Annotated in this window: 13 protein-coding genes, 1 tRNA gene and 1 riboswitch; of the genes, 7 read left to right on the top strand and 7 right to left on the bottom strand. The window is 69.1% G+C overall.

Going from position 1 to position 15,992, the window contains the following annotated elements; genetic code table 11:
* Window position 1 precedes the first annotated feature (1 nt).
* Window positions 2–2,194, top strand: coding sequence for an ATP-dependent helicase (locus CFB18_RS09335; RefSeq protein ID WP_088571543.1), 2,193 nt, complete (start codon window positions 2–4; stop codon window positions 2,192–2,194).
* Between the two features lie 18 nt (window positions 2,195–2,212).
* Here the strand turns inward: CFB18_RS09335 and CFB18_RS09330 are convergent, their stop codons facing one another.
* The 5 genes from CFB18_RS09330 to CFB18_RS09310 form a co-directional block, all read right to left on the bottom strand.
* Window positions 2,213–2,899, bottom strand: coding sequence for an endonuclease III domain-containing protein (locus tag CFB18_RS09330; RefSeq protein ID WP_088571542.1), 687 nt, complete (start codon window positions 2,897–2,899; stop codon window positions 2,213–2,215).
* 26 nt (window positions 2,900–2,925) lie between these two features.
* Window positions 2,926–4,074: an NAD(P)/FAD-dependent oxidoreductase gene (locus CFB18_RS09325; RefSeq protein ID WP_088571541.1), complete on the bottom strand. Its 1,149-nt coding sequence runs from the start codon at window positions 4,072–4,074 to the stop codon at window positions 2,926–2,928.
* Window positions 4,075–4,121: 47 nt separating this feature from the next.
* Window positions 4,122–4,550 carry an eCIS core domain-containing protein gene (locus tag CFB18_RS09320; protein WP_159461674.1) on the bottom strand — a complete coding sequence of 143 codons (429 nt, stop codon included), beginning with the start codon at window positions 4,548–4,550 and terminating at the stop codon, window positions 4,122–4,124.
* 126 nt (window positions 4,551–4,676) lie between these two features.
* Window positions 4,677–6,182, bottom strand: coding sequence for a coiled-coil domain-containing protein (locus CFB18_RS09315; protein WP_088571539.1), 1,506 nt, complete (start codon window positions 6,180–6,182; stop codon window positions 4,677–4,679).
* A 104-nt stretch (window positions 6,183–6,286) separates the two neighbouring features.
* Complete coding sequence (locus tag CFB18_RS09310) at window positions 6,287–7,849, bottom strand: hypothetical protein (protein WP_088571538.1); 1,563 nt, start codon at window positions 7,847–7,849, stop codon at window positions 6,287–6,289.
* Window positions 7,850–7,950: 101 nt separating this feature from the next.
* A riboswitch (cobalamin riboswitch) is annotated at window positions 7,951–8,101 on the top strand.
* Between the two features lie 168 nt (window positions 8,102–8,269).
* On the opposite strand from CFB18_RS09310, the gene CFB18_RS09305 reads away from it, so the two are divergent.
* Together CFB18_RS09305 and CFB18_RS09300 are read left to right on the top strand one after the other, a co-directional pair.
* Window positions 8,270–9,316, top strand: coding sequence for an ABC transporter substrate-binding protein (locus tag CFB18_RS09305; protein WP_088571537.1), 1,047 nt, complete (start codon window positions 8,270–8,272; stop codon window positions 9,314–9,316).
* 36 nt (window positions 9,317–9,352) lie between these two features.
* Window positions 9,353–10,417 carry a FecCD family ABC transporter permease gene (locus tag CFB18_RS09300; RefSeq protein WP_088571536.1) on the top strand — a complete coding sequence of 355 codons (1,065 nt, stop codon included), beginning with the start codon at window positions 9,353–9,355 and terminating at the stop codon, window positions 10,415–10,417.
* Window positions 10,418–10,645: 228 nt separating this feature from the next.
* Here the strand turns inward: CFB18_RS09300 and CFB18_RS09295 are convergent, their stop codons facing one another.
* Entirely contained in the window at window positions 10,646–11,599 is a 954-nt protein-coding gene (locus CFB18_RS09295; RefSeq protein ID WP_088571535.1) for a 2-dehydropantoate 2-reductase, read from the bottom strand.
* A gap of 48 nt (window positions 11,600–11,647) precedes the next feature.
* Entirely contained in the window at window positions 11,648–13,003 is a 1,356-nt protein-coding gene (locus tag CFB18_RS09290) for an aminotransferase class III-fold pyridoxal phosphate-dependent enzyme (protein ID WP_200808152.1), read from the bottom strand.
* Between the two features lie 228 nt (window positions 13,004–13,231).
* Between CFB18_RS09290 and rsfS the strand changes: the two genes are divergently transcribed.
* The 4 genes from rsfS (at window position 13,232) to thiI (ending at window position 15,961) form a co-directional block, all read left to right on the top strand.
* Window positions 13,232–13,630: a ribosome silencing factor gene (rsfS, locus tag CFB18_RS09285; RefSeq protein WP_200808151.1), complete on the top strand. Its 399-nt coding sequence runs from the start codon at window positions 13,232–13,234 to the stop codon at window positions 13,628–13,630.
* 151 nt (window positions 13,631–13,781) lie between these two features.
* Window positions 13,782–14,375, top strand: a complete 594-nt coding sequence (pth, locus tag CFB18_RS09280) for an aminoacyl-tRNA hydrolase (RefSeq protein ID WP_407084010.1) — start codon at window positions 13,782–13,784, stop codon at window positions 14,373–14,375.
* Window positions 14,366–14,438, top strand: a tRNA-Val gene (locus CFB18_RS09275). Before pth ends, CFB18_RS09275 begins: the two co-directional genes overlap by 10 nt.
* A 314-nt stretch (window positions 14,439–14,752) precedes the next feature.
* Window positions 14,753–15,961 (top strand): tRNA uracil 4-sulfurtransferase ThiI, encoded by a 1,209-nt coding sequence (thiI, locus tag CFB18_RS09270; protein ID WP_088571534.1) that lies wholly within the window; start codon window positions 14,753–14,755, stop codon window positions 15,959–15,961.
* Window positions 15,962–15,992: the final 31 nt, after the last annotated feature.

The raw sequence follows: 15,992 nt of genomic DNA, 5'->3' as shown, positions 1-15,992 counted from the left end.
CATGGGCAGGGATCTCTCCTTCCTGGAGGAGCTCAACCCAAGCCAGCGGGAGGCGGTCACCGCCCCCGACGGGCCGATCCTGGTGCTGGCGGGCCCGGGCAGCGGGAAAACCCGGGTGCTCACCTACCGCATCGCCTATCTGCTCACCGCCCGCCGGGTCTCTCCCTTCCATATCCTGGCGGTGACCTTCACCAACAAGGCGGCGGAGGAGATGCGCTCCCGGCTGGAGGCTCTCTTCGGCGACCGGGTCGGGGAGCTCACCCTGGGGACCTTTCACGCCACCTGCGCTCGGTTCCTCCGGCGGGAAGCCTCCCTCCTCGGGCTCCACCCTCAGTTCGTAATCTACGACGAGGAGGACACCCTCGAGGCCATCCGCCAGGCCCTGCGGGACCTCAACCTGGATGAGAAGCGCTACCGACCGGGCGCCTTACGGGCGGCCATCTCCCGGGCCAAGAACGAGTTCATCCGCCCCGAGGCCTATCCCATCCGGACCTACTTCGACGAGATCGTGGCTCGGGTTTACGCCCGCTATGAGGAGCGCCTGCGGGCCGCCGACGCCCTGGACTTCGACGATCTCCTCCTGCGGGCGGTGGAGCTCTTCGAGGAGCACCCCGACGTCCTCGCTCGCTATCAGGAGCGATATCGCCACATCCTGGTGGACGAGTTCCAGGACACCAACACGGTGCAGTATCTGCTGTTGCGCTTGCTGGCCTCTCGACACCGCAATCTGTTCTGCGTGGGGGATGAGGACCAGAGCATCTACGGCTGGCGCGGCGCCGACTTCCGCAACGTGATCCGCTTCCGGGAGCACTTCCCCGACGCCCGCATCATCGTCCTGGAGGAGAACTACCGTTCCACTGAGACCATCCTGCAGGCCGCCCAGGCGGTCATCCGCCGCAACACCGAGCGCTATAACGAGAAGCGCCTGGTCGCCGCCCGGGGCCCCGGTGCCCCCATCACCCTCTACGAGGCCTTCGACGAAGAGGACGAGGCAGCCTTCATCGCCCGGCGGGTCCAGGAGCTCATCGAGGCCGGCCGCATCCAACCAGGGGAGATCGCGGTGATGTATCGGACCAACGCGCAGTCCCGCGCCCTGGAGGAGGCCTTCCTACAGGCGGGAATCCCTTATCGGCTGGTGGGCGGCGTCCGGTTCTATCAGCGCCGGGAGGTGAAGGATCTCATCGCCTACCTCCGGCTCGTCCTCAACCCCCACGACGACCTCAGCCTGGTCCGCGTCCTCAACGTCCCGCCGCGGGGGATCGGACCGGCGACCATGGCCCGGCTCAGCGCCCTGGCCCTCCAGGAGAAGACCTCCCTCTTCGCTGCCGTGGAGCAGGCCGTCGCCGGCGCCCCGGGGATCTCCCTGGGCCCGAAGATCCGCCGCGCCCTGGCGGATTTCGTCGAGCGCGTCCGGGCCTGGCGGGCGGACCGCGCGCATCTCGGCGTGGCGGAGCTCCTGCGACGGATCATCGACGAGATCGGATACGCGGAATACGTGGAGTCTCTGGAGGAGGGAGGGCGCGAGGTTGGCGGCCGCCGCTGGGACAACGTCCTGGAGCTGTTGAAGGTCGCCGGGCCTTACCGCCCCGGCGCCTTCGAGGATCCCCTGGCGGCCTTCCTGGCCGACGTCGCTCTGCTGACCGATGTGGACACGCTGGAAAGCGATGAGGAGGCCCCCATCTTGCTCACGTTGCACGCCGCCAAGGGCCTGGAGTTCCACACGGTGTTCATCGCCGGCCTGGAGGAGGGACTCCTCCCCCATAGCCGCTCCCTGGACGAGCCGGGGGCGCTGGAGGAGGAGCGCCGCCTGTTCTATGTGGGGATGACCCGGGCCAAGGACCAGCTCTTTCTCACCTACGCCTTCCGCCGCTACGATGAGCTCCGCACCCCCTCCCGGTTCCTCCGGGAGATCCCCCGGGAGCTGCTCACTCCCGCCGTCGCCCGAACCACTGCCCGTTCCCCGAGCGCCGCCGGCCGTAGCCGCCGGAAGGTCGAAAGGGAGGAAGCGCCTGCCTTCACACCCCCCAGCCCCCGCTTTCGCCCCGGCCTGCGGGTCCGGCATCCGCGCTTCGGCGAGGGGCTGGTGGTGGAGTGCCGGCCCATCGGCGCGGATGAGGAGGTAGTGGTGATGTTCGAAGAGGCGGGCCTCAAGCGGCTGCTGGCCTCCTTCGCCGGGCTGGAGGTCCTCTCTTAAAAACAGCGGAAGCCGGGATCATCGCCCCGCCGCGCGCCGCCGTCGGTAGAAATCGCAGTCGCGGCGCACCGGACAGAGGTCACAGCGGGGCCGCTGGGCCTTGCAGATCTCCCGGCCGTGGCGGATCAACAACAAATGAAAAGGGAGATAACGATCCGGAGGAACCAGGGCCTCCATCCATTCGTGGGCTCGCTCCGCCGACATCCCCTCCGGGATCAGCCCGAGCCGTGTCCCCACGCGGTGCACATGCGTATCGACCGGGAAGGCCGGCTTGCCCAGCGAAAAAAGAAGCACGATGGCCGCCGTCTTCGGACCCACGCCGTTCAGGCGCCGCAGGTAAGCCTTCGCCTCCTCCACTGGCCAGTCGGCGAGGAAATCGAGCGACAGCTCCCCGCGCTCCTCGGTGATCCGGCGCAGGATCGCCTGGATCCGCGGAGCTTTCTGAGCGGCCAGGCCCGCCGGACGGATGGCTTCCTCCACCGCCTCCACCGGCGCGTCCCGCACCGCCTCCCAGGTGGGGAAGCGCTCCCGCAGCCGCTCGAAGGCCCGCCAGCTGTTCACATCACTGGTGTTCTGGGAGAGGACGGTCAGGACCAGCTCGGAAAGGGGATCCAGATGCCAGCGGGCCGGGATCCCGTAATACGCCTCCAGGGCCCGATCGATCCGTTCCGCTTTCCGGCGCAGCGCCGCCCGGGGTCGCTCCATCCCCTCCCCCCAACGGATGGCGCAGGTCAGGCCGCTGCGTCCCCGAACCAGGTCCGCAGGCGTTCGGCCTCGAAGCGCTTCTTCTCTTCCAGATAGTTCGGCGAAGGCTCCGTGAGCTCGATCTCCGGCGCCGGCTCGACGAGGAAACGGCCGCGCACCAGCATCGCCTCGCCCCGGCCCAGCTCCAGGTAGCAAAAGCCCTCGCCGGAGAAGGAAGCCTCGGGCTCCCGTCCCGCGAAAACGGCCGCGATCCGCTCCGCCACCACCTCCCCTTCGGCCTCGGCGAAGACGCCCGCCTTGGGCAGCGGCATGCCGTTGGGGAGGAGGATCTCAGTGATGTCCCCGATGGCGTAAACCCCGGCGAAGCGGGTCTCCAGTGTGCGGGGGTGCACCCGCACCCACGCGCCGCCGTCGGTCAGGCCGCTGCGGACCACCACCTCCGGGCAGCGGTGGGGAGGGACGCCGAGGAGCAGATCGAAGGGCCGCCGCCGATCGCCGAAGATCACCGCCCCCGCCTCCACCGCCGTGGCCTTGTGGTTCGGGAGGAAATCGATCCCGCGCTCGGCCAGGCGCCCCTCCAGCACCGAGCAGCCGGCCGCCCCCAGGACGGGGAGGGACATCGGTTGCGGGGTGAAGACGGAGATACGCGCCCGGACGCCGCGGGCCTCGAAGAAGTCCTGAAGGAGGAAGGCCATTTCGTAAGGGGCCGGCGGGCACTTGTAAGGCGCCCCGAAGATGCCGATCATCACCTGGCCGCCGCGGAAGGCGCGCACCGCCTCCATCGCCCGGGGGATCTCCTGGGGATCGTAGACGTTGAGGGCGTGCTCCCGGAAGCCCGGGATCGCCTCCGGGGCCAGCTCGGCCCCCAGGGCCACCACCATGGCATCCCCCTCCCAGCGCCGGCCGTTCACCTCCACCGCCCGGTTCGCCGGGTCGATGGCGGTGATGGTGCCGGGGAGGACGCGGATGCCGAAGCGCTCGAGGGCCTGGAGGGGACGTCGTCCTTCCTCCAGGGTGCCCCGGCCGATCAGGGCCCACGTCTTGCGCAAGCCCAGCATGAAGTAGGGACGCCGCTCCACCACCACGATCTCGTCCTCCGGGGGGAGCCGCCGCCGCAGGGCATGGGCCGTAGCCACTCCCCCGAACCCGCCTCCCAGGATCAGCACCCGTCGCATCGTCTTCCTCCATACCGGGGTGTTCTCCAGAGCCTGTGGGGAAAAGTTTACACGGGAAGACCGCGGGCCTGCCATTGTTCCGCCGCCGCCGCGGCGATCGCCTCGGCCTCCTGCTCCAGGCGCACCCCCGCGTAGCGGCGGGCGAGGTAATCGCGCAGATACGCCCACAGGAATCCCAGAACCCCGCGCTCCCGCCATTGACGCACATGGATCAGCTCGTGGACCAGCAGGCGGAACCTCGAGAGGCGATCGGGGGGCCAGTAAGCAGGGTCCATGAAGATGTGCCGGCCCAGGGTCACCGCCGCCGGATCCACGCCCGGGAGCGGGTCGGGCATCGCGCGCAGGATCAGACGGGCCAGGGGGGTCCCCACATGCAGATAGGCCCGCTCGAGATCGGGCTCGGGCAGCCAGGCCCCCGCCAGCTCCCGCAGCTGGGCCCGCACAGGCTCGGGGATCGGGCCGCGATAGATCGGCATCCGCCGCCTCCGATCCGGATATGTGGGGGAGCCATCTCCACGCCTCAGGGGAAAGGTCGTCGCCATGGGATCCGGGTAGATCCAGCCGTTCAGCCCGCTCGGATCAGCCAGCCCGGACAAAGGGGATCAGGCCTCTTCCGATTCCGATCCTTCCTCGGGGATCTCTGGAGGGGCGAAGGCCCTCCCGTCCTGCAGCCACCACACCCCCCGCGTCCGGGCCATCCGCCGCGCCGGCGCCGTCAATTCCTTCGCCGCCACCACCGGGATCACCTCCACCCCCAGCGCCCGGGCGAAGATGGCCGCCCGCTCCGCCGCCCGGGCCACGTCCTTCGTGGTCCCCTGCCAGGAAATCTCCACCGCCAGAACCACCCGGCGGTCCTCCCGCCGGTGAAAGCCCTCCACCAGCGCGTCCAGAGGGGCAGCCCGGCTCGCTTCCTCCTCCGTGATGCGCCCGGCCGCCTCCGCCTCCTCCAGGATCTCCATCTTGCGCGCGCCGGGGACGACAGCGGCCCGCCGCAGCAGAGGGCGGAAGAGGCCCGGATTCTCCCGGTAGAGGGCCTCCAGGCGCATCGACTTGAGCTCCCCCAGGTCCCGGCTGTGGTCCTCCTGGCGACGCTCCACCCGGTCCAGGCGGGCTTCCACCCGATCCAGGCGGGCTTCCACCTGATCCAGGCGGGCCTCCACCCGGTCCACCCGCTCGGTCAGGATCCGGAGGGCCTCGGCCAGCTCGGCAAACCGACGATCGGTCTCGACCCGGTAGGCGGCGAACTCCTCGTAGTGACGGCGTTGGGCTTCGGCCAGCTCGGCGAAGCGGCGGTCGGTCTCGGCCCGGTAGGCGGCGAACTCTTCGTAATGGCGGCGCTGGGCTTCGGCCAGCTCGGCGAAGCGACGATCGGTTTCGGCGCGGAATTCCAGGAACTCCTGGCGGTGAGCGGCGAAGGCCTCGGCCAGGCGCTGGAGGGATTCCTCGGTGCGGCGCTGGGCCTCGACCAGGGCGTGGACCTCCATCCTGAGCTCAGCGAGGTGGGCATTGACCTGGGCCTGGTGGGCCAGGAACTCCTGGCGATGGGCGACGAAGGCCTCGGCCAGGCGTTGGAGGTTCTCCTCGGCGCGGCGCTGGGCCTCGGCCAGACCGAGCTGGGTCTGGGCCAGATTGCCCACGATCTCGCTTAGGTGATGAACAGTTTCAGTGAGGTGATGAACCGTCTCAGTCAGGTTACGGACCGCCGTGCTGAGCTCTTCGAGGCGGGCGTTGACCTGGGCCTGGTGGGCCAGGAACTCCTGACGGTGGTTCACAAAGGCCTCAGCCAGGCGCTGGAGGTTTTCCTCGGTGCGGTGCTGGGCTTCGGCCAGGTCGTGCACGGTCTCGGCCAAGTGGCGCACGGTCTCGCCCAGCCGGTGGATGGCCTCGGCCATCTCCGCCAAGCGGGCGTCGGTCTCCCGAGCCTGCCGCCGCTGGGCGCGGTAGAGGGCGAGGATCAGACGGGCGGCCCGCCGGAAGCCCTGCTCCATCCGCTCGGGCATCCGGCGCACTTCCTCGGAGGCCAGCAAGGCCCACAGGGGCTCCCGCCACTCGGGATGCGCCCGCAACAATTCCGCCAGATCCCGCAGATCCTCCACCGTCCACGCCATCGCATACCTCCCCGCGGGCATTATAAAGGCAAATCATTGGATTGAGCAACGAAGATCTGCCCCGCAGCAAAGCCGGGATGCCCGCCTCCGCGCCTTCCGTGTGGCTATCGGGCGCTTCCCTGCCAGAGGAGGAGCAGGATCCCCCCCACGACCAGGGCCCACAGCCACATGGCCGCGGGATGGCCCAGGAACTCCAGCGCCTGTTGCAGCGCCGCGGCCGGACGGGAGATCCGGTGCGTCAGGCCCGCATACAGCCAGTCCAGGGTCAGGAACGGACGCACCCGCGCCCACCGCCGGGCCGCCTCATGCACCCGGTGGGCCTGCATCTGGATCCCGACCGCAAGCCCCAGCCCGACGACCAGGACCACCCGAAGGGGTGGAGACAGCTCCTCCCGCCAGGCTCTTAGAGCGAGGCCCAGGCCGATCAACCCGGCCACCCCCAGGGTAAGCCCCAGACCGTAGAGAACCCGCCAGACTCGCTCCGAGGGGAGCACCTCCTCCATCGGGCGAAGCCATCCCCGCACCAGGGCGCTAAGCAGCAGGCCGTGTGGGAGCAGCAGAATCGGCCATGCCCATGCCGGCGCAGCGCGGAACAGTCCGGCGAAGAGAGCGGCGCCGGGCATCAGGGGAACGCCCGCCAGGGTCAAGATCGCCGCCAGGGCGGGCAACCCCCACGGAGAAGCCGGGTGAAAGGAGGGCGCGGTGAACAGCAGGGCGAAACAAACCGGCCAGAGGGCCGCCGCCAGCGGGGCGAGAGCCGGCTCCATCAGCGCGACCAGCGCCCACCACGCCGCGCTCCCCCAGGCCGCCTCCACCAGCCCGGCCCTTGGATCCGGCTCCGCCCACGCCCATAGCCCTCCGAGCACCGCGGTGAGCCCCAACGCTCCGGCCACCCAGGGGGTCCCCGGCCACCCCTGCAGCATCGGAACCCGATGGGCCCAGAAGGTCAAGCCCACAGCGGTGGGAAGGATGTAAAGCAGCGCCGCGCGGTCCACTTCATCCGCCAGTTCAGGGGGACGCCCCACGTGGAAGGGATAGATGTCCAGGCGGATGAGGGTGGCCAGGACGAAGAGGGGCAGCGCCGCTTCCCCTCCCATCCGGCTCCAGAAGAGGCTGTCGCCGGCGCGCCAGAGCTGCCAGGCCGCCGCCCACAGGGCCAGGAGCGCCGCCCCATTCACCAGCCCGGCCAGCGCCGCGCGGTCGACAACGGCCTGCCCCCGGCGGACCAGCAACAGGGCCAGGAACATGGCGTCCAGGGCGGCCCAGGTCATCAGAAGGGTGAAAAGATCCGCCGCCAGGACCGCCCCGGTAGCGGCCACGAGCATCCCCAGCGTCAGGACCCGAGGCCACCGCCGGCCCTGTCCTGGGCAAGCCGTCCACATCCATCCGACCAGGAACCCGGCCAGGAGAGCTCCCAGCCCCTGGCTCCAGAGAAACGGAGTCAGGCGGAACACCCAGGCGGTCTGGAGAACCGAAAAGGGTCGCTCGATGCGCAACGCAGCCTCTTGAGGCGGCTGTCCGGCTGCCGCCAGCCAGAGCCCCAGGGCGCCCGTCAGCGCCATGGCCATCGCCAGGCTGGGCCCGCGCGGGCCCAGCAACCGCCGCGCCGCCGCCACCGCCGGGATCCCCAGGATCAGCGCGATCCATGCGAGAAGCACCTGATCCACCGCATCCCTCCCGCTCTCGATCGGACGCGGCCTGATTGTAGCATGGGCGGTGCCCGGGCTTGACAACCCTTTCCCTTCGCACTATCATTGGCCTGTGTCGGACAACTGAATACGGCCGAGGTGCCCGACGCCCCGGATGGCAGGGCTGAAAGGCGAAGTCCGGTGAAAGTCCGGCGCTGTCCCGCAACGGTAACCATGGCCGCCACCGCGGACCATGGAAGCCCGGTCGCCCGCCTCGGCCTCCTCCGAGCCTCGCGGAAGGGGTAGGAGCGCCGCCTGCACCGTCCCGACTTTCCCTCGGGCCTCACGCGGCCTCCCTGTCCGTTCCGGCAGGGAGGCCGCTCGTTTCCGGCCCCCGTTCGGGATGGGCACGCCTCGCCCCTTCCGGCGAGGCGCCCATCCTGAACCGGGAGGTTCCCGATGCGACGCGCTGTGATCCTCTTCTTTATCCTGATGCTCCTGGCCGGCTGCGCGGGGGCACCTTCCCCCACGCCCACCGCGACCCCTGCTCCCACGTTCACCCCCGCACCCACGGCCACGCCCACCGTCACTCCCACGCCGGCGCCCTTTCTGAACATCGTCGACGACCACGGGCGGACCGTGGTGCTGAAGGACCGTCCCCAGCGCATCGTGACCCTCGCTCCCTCGGCGACGGAGATGATCTTCGCCGTCGGGGCCGGCGATCGCCTGGTCGGACGGGACGAGCTGTCGGATTATCCGCCGGAGGCCAAGCAGGTCCCCAGCATCGGCCACACCTATCCGACCCTGAACACCGAGGCCATCGTTGCCCTGCGGCCGGATCTCATCCTGGCGCCCGGGGTGATCAGCCCGGAGCAGGTGAAGGCTCTGGAGGACCTGGGTCTGATAGTGTTCCATCAAAGCACCCCGAAGGATCTGGAGGGGATCTTCCAGCAGATCCTGACCGTGGGAAGGCTCACCGGGAACACGGCTCAGGCGGAGAAGGTGGTGGCCGATCTGCGCGCCCGGGTCGCCGCCCTGGAGGAGAAGGTCCGCTCCGCCTCCAGCCGACCCAAGGTGTTCTATGAGCTGGACGCCACGGATCCGGGCAAGCCCTGGACGGCGGGGCCGGGCTCCTTCATCGACCGGCTGATCATCATGGCCGGTGGCCAGAACGTGGGGGCTGTCCTCCCCAGCGAGTGGGGCCAGCTCAGCCTGGAGGAGCTGCTCCGCCAGGATCCCGATCTCATCATCCTGGGGACGGCGAACTACGGCGAGACGCCGGAGAAGGTCCGACAGCGGCCGGGCTGGAACCGCCTGCGGGCGGTGCGGGAGGGGCGGATCTACCCCATCGACGCGGATCTGATCTCCCGGCCCGGCCCGCGCATCGTGGAGGGCCTGGAGGCGATGGCCCGGATCATCCACCCGGAGCTGTTCCCGCAGCAGGTCCGGTCGCCGCGCCGGCCCCTTGGTCTCTCCCAGGTTGTCCCGCTGCCGATCCGGCCGTGAGCGGGGGAGAGTGGGAATCCCGCCGGGGAGCATCCAATGGCCGGTGAGACCCTTCGCCTGCTTCGACACCGCGCTCGCCCGATGCGGATCGGCCTGTGGGCCGGCCTGGCGCTGGCGCTGGGGATGAGCCTGGGGATGGGGATGGCCCTGGGGCCGGTGAGCATCCCTTTGCCGGAGCTCGGCCGGGTTTTGATGGCGCGGATCCGGCCTGGGGAAGGGGTGGATCCCACTCTGATGACCATCGTGTGGGAGGTGCGCATCCCCCGGGTGTTGCTGATGGCCCTGGCCGGGGCCGCGCTGGCCGGAGCGGGCGCGGCCTATCAGGGGTTGTTCCGCAACCCCCTGGCGGATCCTTATTTGATCGGCGTGGCGGCGGGGGCCAACCTGGGCGCCCTCGCGGCTGTGGCCCTGAACCTCCCCAGCGCCTTCGCCGGCCTGCTGGCCCTCCCTCTGGCTGCCTTCCTGGGGGGGATCCTGACCGTAGGGCTGGTCTACCGGCTGGCCCGGGTCGGGAAGACCCTCCCCCTCACAACGCTGCTGCTGTCCGGGGTGGCGGTGGGAGCGATGCTGAACGCCCTGAGCCTCGGGCTGCTGATGCTGATGGTCGGCCGCATCGCCCCTTATCGAGCCTGGATCTGGATGCTGGGGGGCTATGCCCTGGGCGGATGGCCAGCCCTGTGGGGGGCGCTCCCCTACGTGGCCCTGGGCCTGGGGGCGCTGGTCGCCCTGGGCTACCCCCTGGATGTGCTGCAGTTCGGGGAGGAGCAGGCGCTGCAGCTGGGCCTGCCGGTGGAGCGGGTGAAACGGCTGGCCATCGCCGCTGCCACCCTGGCCACCGCCGGCGCCGTGGCCTTCACCGGGATCATCGGCTTCATCGGGCTGATCGCCCCGCATCTGGCCCGCCTGCTGATCGGCCCACGTTATGCCCGGGTGATCCCCGCCTCGATCCTCCTGGGGGCAACCCTGCTGGCCCTCGCCGACCTGCTTAGCCGCACCCTGATACCTCCGCAGGAGATCCCCCTGACCCTGCTCACCGCCCTCCTGGGCGGGCCTTTCTTCCTATATCTGCTCAGCTCCACCCGACGGGGGGCGTTCTTTTAAGGCCCGTTCAGGCGGCAAAACAGGTCCCTCAATCGCGGCGAAAGCCGGTCCCACGACGTTCGTTTTGTAGGAGGGGCTTTAGCCCCGAACCTCCGTCTTTGATGATGGGAGGTCGCGGCTTCCTGTAGTTTGTGACCGAAATGAATCTCGGCCTACAGAGGCAACGGGTCGCGGCGAAAGCCGCTCCTACGGGAGGATCTCCTTTGCCCTTGGTTTTCGGACAGGCTTTTAGCGGGAAGCCTCCGCGAATACCCCAGCCTTCCGCTGCGCCTGTGCGTGGATGGGCTTCAGGACCGCATAGATGAACGCGTGGGCAGGGGTGGGAACCCCGTAACGCGCTCCGATGCGGACCACCGCGCCGCTCATGGCTTCGATCTCCAGCGGGCGGCCCGCTTCCACATCCCGCTGCATGGAGGAGGTGGCCGTCGGCGCCAGGCGGTCGATGAAGGCCATCGTCTGCGGCACCACATCAGGGTCCAGGGGCACGCCCGCCGCCCGGGCCACCGCTTCAATCTCCCGCATCGCTTGCTCCAGCAGCGCCCGGGTCTCCGGGACCTCCCGCCACGCCCCTACCGGCAACCGCACCAGGCTGCCCACCCCGCCGATGGCCGCGATGAAGAGGAACTTGGTCCAAAGCACCTTGCGGATCTCCGCGGTGGCCTCCGCCTCCGCCCCCGCCGCTGCGAAGGCGCCGGCGATCGCTTGAGCGCGGGGGGTCAGCCGTCCGTCCAGCTCCCCCACGACGACCCGTCGGAAGGCGCTCTCCTGCCGGATGACGCCGGGCGCCTCGATCTGCGAAACCACCCAGACAGCGCCCGCCAGGGTCCGCTCCGTCCCCACCACCGCGGCCACCTGATCCGGGGCCTCCACGCCGTTCTGGGTGGTCAGCACCACCCCCTCCGGGGCGAGCAGTCGAGGCAGAACCCCCACCGTCTCCGGGATGTGATAGGTCTTCACCGCGTAGAGGACGAGATCCGCCGGCGGGGCCTCCTCCGGGCGGTCCGTGGCATGGACGGGGCGCAGGTGGAAATCCCCGTGGACGCTTTTGATCTGCAGGCCGCGGGCGCGCATCGCCTCCAGGTGGGCACCCCGAGCGATGAACGTCACCTCGTGGCCGGCCCGGGCGAGCAAGGCCCCGAAGTAGCCTCCCACGCCGCCGCTGCCGAAGACGGTGATGCGCATGGTCTCGCCTCCTTGCCGGATGTCGGAACAGGCCGGGGCATCCGCGGCCTATGCGACCGCGTCGTCCGTGATCTCCAGCCCCCGATCGATGATCTCCAGCCCCTCCATCAGCTCCTCCTCCCGGATGCAGAGGGGAGGGTTGGTGAAGAAGGTGTTCCAGCGGATGAAGGTGTAGAGCCCGTTCTGGAGGAAGAACTCTTTCAAACGGTTCATGATCCCCATCTCACGGGGCTGGGCGTTGAAGGGGACCAGGGGCTCGCGGGTCTCGCGGTTTTTGACCAGCTCCACCACCCCGAACAGGCCGATGCTGCGCACGTCCCCCACGCTGGGATGGCGCTCCTTCAGCCGGGCAAGCTCCCGGGCCAGGATCTCCCCCATGCGCCGGGCGTTCTCAATGAGGCGATCCTCCTGATAAACCTGCAGGGTGGCGATGGCCGCGGCCAGACAGAGGGGGTGAGAGTTATACGTGAGCCCGCCCGGGAAAGGCCGATCCCGGAAGAACTCAGCGATGCGCTCTGAGATCAGCACCGCGCCCAGGGGCAGATAGCCCGAGGTCAGGCCCTTGGCCACCGTCATCAAATCCGGAACCACCTTCCAGTGGTTCACGGCGAACCATTCTCCGGTCCGCCCGAAGCCGCTCATCACCTCGTCGCAGATCAGCAGGATGCCGTAGCGATCGCAGAGCATCCGCAAGCCCTCCAGATACCCATCGGGCGGGATGATGATCCCATTGGTCCCCGTGACCGTCTCGATGAAGACGGCGGCGATGGTGTGCGGGCCTTCGAACTGAATGACGTCCTCCACATGATTCAGACAATCCAGAGTGCAGCGCTCCTCGCGCATGCACCAGCGGCATCGATAGCGGTAGGGATCCATCACGTGGATGACGCCGGGGATGCCGGGCTCGGCGGGCCAGCGCCGCGGGTCGCCGGTGAGGGTGATGGCCCCCGCCGTGGCCCCGTGATAGGAGCGATAGCGAGCGATGATCTTGTGACGCCCGGTGTAGAGGCGGGCGATCTTGATAGCGTTCTCATTGGCGTCCGCCCCGCCCAGGGTGAAGAAGACCTTCTTCAGATCCCCGGGGGCGATCTCCGCCAGCATGCGGCCCAGCCGGGCACGGGGCTCCGTGGCCATGAAGGGGTTCACATAGGGAAGCCGGGCGGCCTGCTCCTGGATAGCCCGGATGACCCGCTCGTCGCCATGGCCGATGTTCACGTTCATCAGCTGAGAGTTGAAATCCAGATAGCGCCGCCCTCTGGCGTCCCAGAAGTAAACCCCTTTCGCCCGCACCACCGGGATGGGATCCACCATCCCCTGGGCGGACCACTCATAGATCGTATACTGCCGGCAGAGGGCCACGATCTCCTCCGCCGTCATCCCCGCCTCGAGGAACGCCTCCGCCATGCTCACCTCCCGTCTGCAAAGGATTCCGGATCGGAATAGGGGGACGTCCGCCCGCATCCTTCGAGCTCGATTTACCTTATCACCGTTTTCGCAAACCCGGGAACCGCGCCAGGGCCCGGTGGCTCCGGCGCCCTCCCCCTTGCGGATCGATCCCGGCTGAAGGGATGCCTGAAGACGGAGAAGATCGCGATGGGAAGATCGAGCCCGGTGTGATAGAATGAGAAAGGGTTGGGAACCGACCCGGAGGGCTCATCGATCCTCGACCCGGGAGGTGGATCCCTGAACACGCTGGATCTGGCGCATCGGATTGTGGACGCCATCCTGGACAAAAAAGGGATGGACGTGGTGTTGATGGACATCCGGTCCCGGGCGACTTTCGCCGATTACTTTATCATCTGTACCGGGACCTCGGAGCGGCAGCTGAAAGCGATTGTGGAGGGGATCGCGGAGGCCACGGCCCGGGGATATCAGGTGGACCCGGCGCGGGTGGAGGGAGATCCCGCCTCCGGGTGGGTGCTGATGGATTACGGGGACATCATCGTCCACGTGTTCGCGCCCCCGCAGCGTCGCTACTACGACCTGGAATCCCTGTGGCGCGGGGCGCCGATCCTGGTGCGGGCCCAGTGAGCCGCCGCGTCGGAATCCCCATGGGAGAAACGAACCGGTGACTCTGCACTACGAAGACGCCCTGGAGCGGCTGGATCGGATCCTCCGGGCGCTGCGGCCGGAGCCCGCTGGGGGAGAGGCAGCGGAGGAGGACATCCTGGAGGGGCCTCCGGTGTTGATCGTGGGCCTGGGGAATCCGGGGCCGGAGTATGCCCACAACCGCCACAACGTCGGCTTCCGAGCGGTGGACCTCTTCGCCCAGGCCCATCAAATGGCCTTCCGACGTATCCAGCATCAGGCCCTCCTCGCCGAAGGGCGCCTGGCCGGCCAGCGGGTGATCCTGGCCAAGCCGCAGACGTTCATGAACCTGAGCGGCCGCTCCGTGCGTCCCCTGGTTTCATCCTACCGTGTGCCGCTGAACCGGCTGCTCGTGGTCTACGATGACATGGACCTCCCGCTGGGGGCGATCCGGCTGCGGCCCCGGGGCAGCCCGGGCGGCCATAACGGGATGAAATCCATCGTCCAGGCCCTGGGGACCACCGAGTTCCCGCGCCTGCGCATCGGCATCGGGCGCCCTCCGGGGCAGATGGACCCAGCGGATTACGTCCTCCAGGACTTCCGGCCGGATGAGGAGGAGATCCTGGAGGGGGTGTTACACCGAGCGGTTCAGGCGATGCGAACGTTCATTGAGGAGGGGCTGGAGGCCGCGATGAACCGCTTCAACACCCAGCCGGCGACCCGGCCGGCGGGGAAAACGGGCGAGTAGCTCAGGGGTGAGAGCATCCGCCTTACAAGCGGAGGGTCGCAGGTTCGAGTCCTGCCTCGCCCATGGTGGAGAAGGGGCGCGAAGGCCGCGCCCCTTTTGCACGCCGAAGGAATTGGGCCCAGGGAGGCTTGCGCGTCGAATGAATTCGACCTGGGGAGGCCTTCGGCCGACGGTCGGCCCACGGGTCGAATGAATTCGACCTTTGGAAGGCCTTCGGCCGGCGGTCGGCCTGCGCCGACCGAAGAATCCTTCTTTGCGTCGGCGAAGGCCGACGCCCGGCGCACAGCGCCCGGAGAGGCCGATTTCAATCGGCGTCAAGGCCGACGTCCGGCGCGGTGGAGCGGACCCAGATCCGGACCCAGGACGAGGAAGGGGCGATGGAAAGCCGGTATGCCGTGGTGCATTATGCGGAGATCGGCCTGAAAGGCCGCAACCGGGGCTTCTTTGAGCAGACCCTGGCCCGGCGGATCGAGGAGCGGCTCCGGGACGTCGGGCCGGCCCTCGTGGAGCGCCTCCCCGGCCGCTTCCTGGTCCGGCTTCCGCGCCCGATCCCGGAGGCCCTCTGGGCCGAGCGCCTGCGCACGGTCTTCGGCATCGCCTACTTCGCGCCGGCCATCCCCGCTGCGAAGGATCTCCACGTCCTCACGGAGATCGTCCTGCGCCACCTCCCCTCCGAGCCCGTCCCCTCCTTTTGCATTCGGGCCTCCCGGGCGGATAAATCCTTCCCCTTCACCTCCCAGGAGATCGAGCGCCACATCGGCGCGGAGGTCCAGCGCCGCACCGGCTGGCGGGTGAACCTGGAGGAGCCCGCCTGGGTCGCCTACATCGAGATCGCCACCAACACCGCCCTGGTCTACTTCGCCCGCCATCGGGGTCCCGGCGGACTGCCGGTCGGGGTCAGCGGGAAGGTGGGGCTGCTGCTCTCCGGCGGCATCGACTCCCCCGTGGCCGGCTATCTGATGCTCAAGCGGGGTTGCGAGGTGATCCCCATCCACTTCCACAGCGGGCCCTTCGGAGATTGGGTCGCCTCGGAGGCCAAGGCCGCGGCCCTGGTGCGCCAGCTCCAGCCCTACGGGATGAACCCCTGGCTCTACATCGTGCCCATCGGGGAGCCCCAGCGCGCCATCGTCCTGGCCGCCCCCGCCCCCTATCGCCTCATCCTTTACCGCCGCCTGATGGTCCGGGTGGCGGAGGCCCTCACCCGCCGGGAGGGCGGGCGGGCCCTGGTGACCGGCGATTCCCTCGGGCAGGTGGCCTCCCAGACCCTGGAGAGCCTGTCCGTCATCGAGGACGCGGCGACCATGCCCATCCTGCGCCCGCTCATCGGGATGGACAAGGTTGAGATCATCGAGCGGGCGCGGGCCATTGGGACCTATGAGCTCTCGATCATGCCCGGGGAGGATTGCTGCCAGTTCCTGATGCCGCCCCGGGTGATCACCCGACCTGCCCTGGAGACCGTGCGGGAGATCGAAGCGCGGGTGCGGATGGAGGAGCTGGTCGCGCAGGCCCTGGAGCAAGCGATGCGGGTCCCGGCCTCCCGCGCCGCTCCGGCCCCGGTCCCAGACCCGAAGGGCCTGGCCCCATAAAGGTGAGTCCCATCCTGATCCATCCAGGAGG

Source organism: Thermoflexus hugenholtzii JAD2, from assembly GCF_900187885.1.
In the GTDB taxonomy this organism is placed as follows: domain Bacteria; phylum Chloroflexota; class Anaerolineae; order Thermoflexales; family Thermoflexaceae; genus Thermoflexus; species Thermoflexus hugenholtzii.
The sequence above is the reverse complement of the archived record's forward strand: the minus strand, read 5'-3'. Positions and strand labels throughout refer to the sequence as shown.

Coding starts and splice junctions, on each gene's coding strand:
- CFB18_RS09335 (WP_088571543.1), top strand. CDS start 2: ATGGGCAGGGATCTCTCCTTCCTGGAGGAGCTCAACCCAAGCCAGCGG.
- CFB18_RS09330 (WP_088571542.1), bottom strand. CDS start 2,899: ATGGAGCGACCCCGGGCGGCGCTGCGCCGGAAAGCGGAACGGATCGAT.
- CFB18_RS09325 (WP_088571541.1), bottom strand. CDS start 4,074: ATGCGACGGGTGCTGATCCTGGGAGGCGGGTTCGGGGGAGTGGCTACG.
- thiI (WP_088571534.1), top strand. CDS start 14,753: ATGGAAAGCCGGTATGCCGTGGTGCATTATGCGGAGATCGGCCTGAAA.
- CFB18_RS09300 (WP_088571536.1), top strand. CDS start 9,353: ATGGCCGGTGAGACCCTTCGCCTGCTTCGACACCGCGCTCGCCCGATG.
- CFB18_RS09320 (WP_159461674.1), bottom strand. CDS start 4,550: ATGCCGATCTATCGCGGCCCGATCCCCGAGCCTGTGCGGGCCCAGCTG.
- CFB18_RS09315 (WP_088571539.1), bottom strand. CDS start 6,182: ATGGCGTGGACGGTGGAGGATCTGCGGGATCTGGCGGAATTGTTGCGG.
- CFB18_RS09290 (WP_200808152.1), bottom strand. CDS start 13,003: ATGGCGGAGGCGTTCCTCGAGGCGGGGATGACGGCGGAGGAGATCGTG.
- CFB18_RS09295 (WP_088571535.1), bottom strand. CDS start 11,599: ATGCGCATCACCGTCTTCGGCAGCGGCGGCGTGGGAGGCTACTTCGGG.
- CFB18_RS09305 (WP_088571537.1), top strand. CDS start 8,270: ATGCGACGCGCTGTGATCCTCTTCTTTATCCTGATGCTCCTGGCCGGC.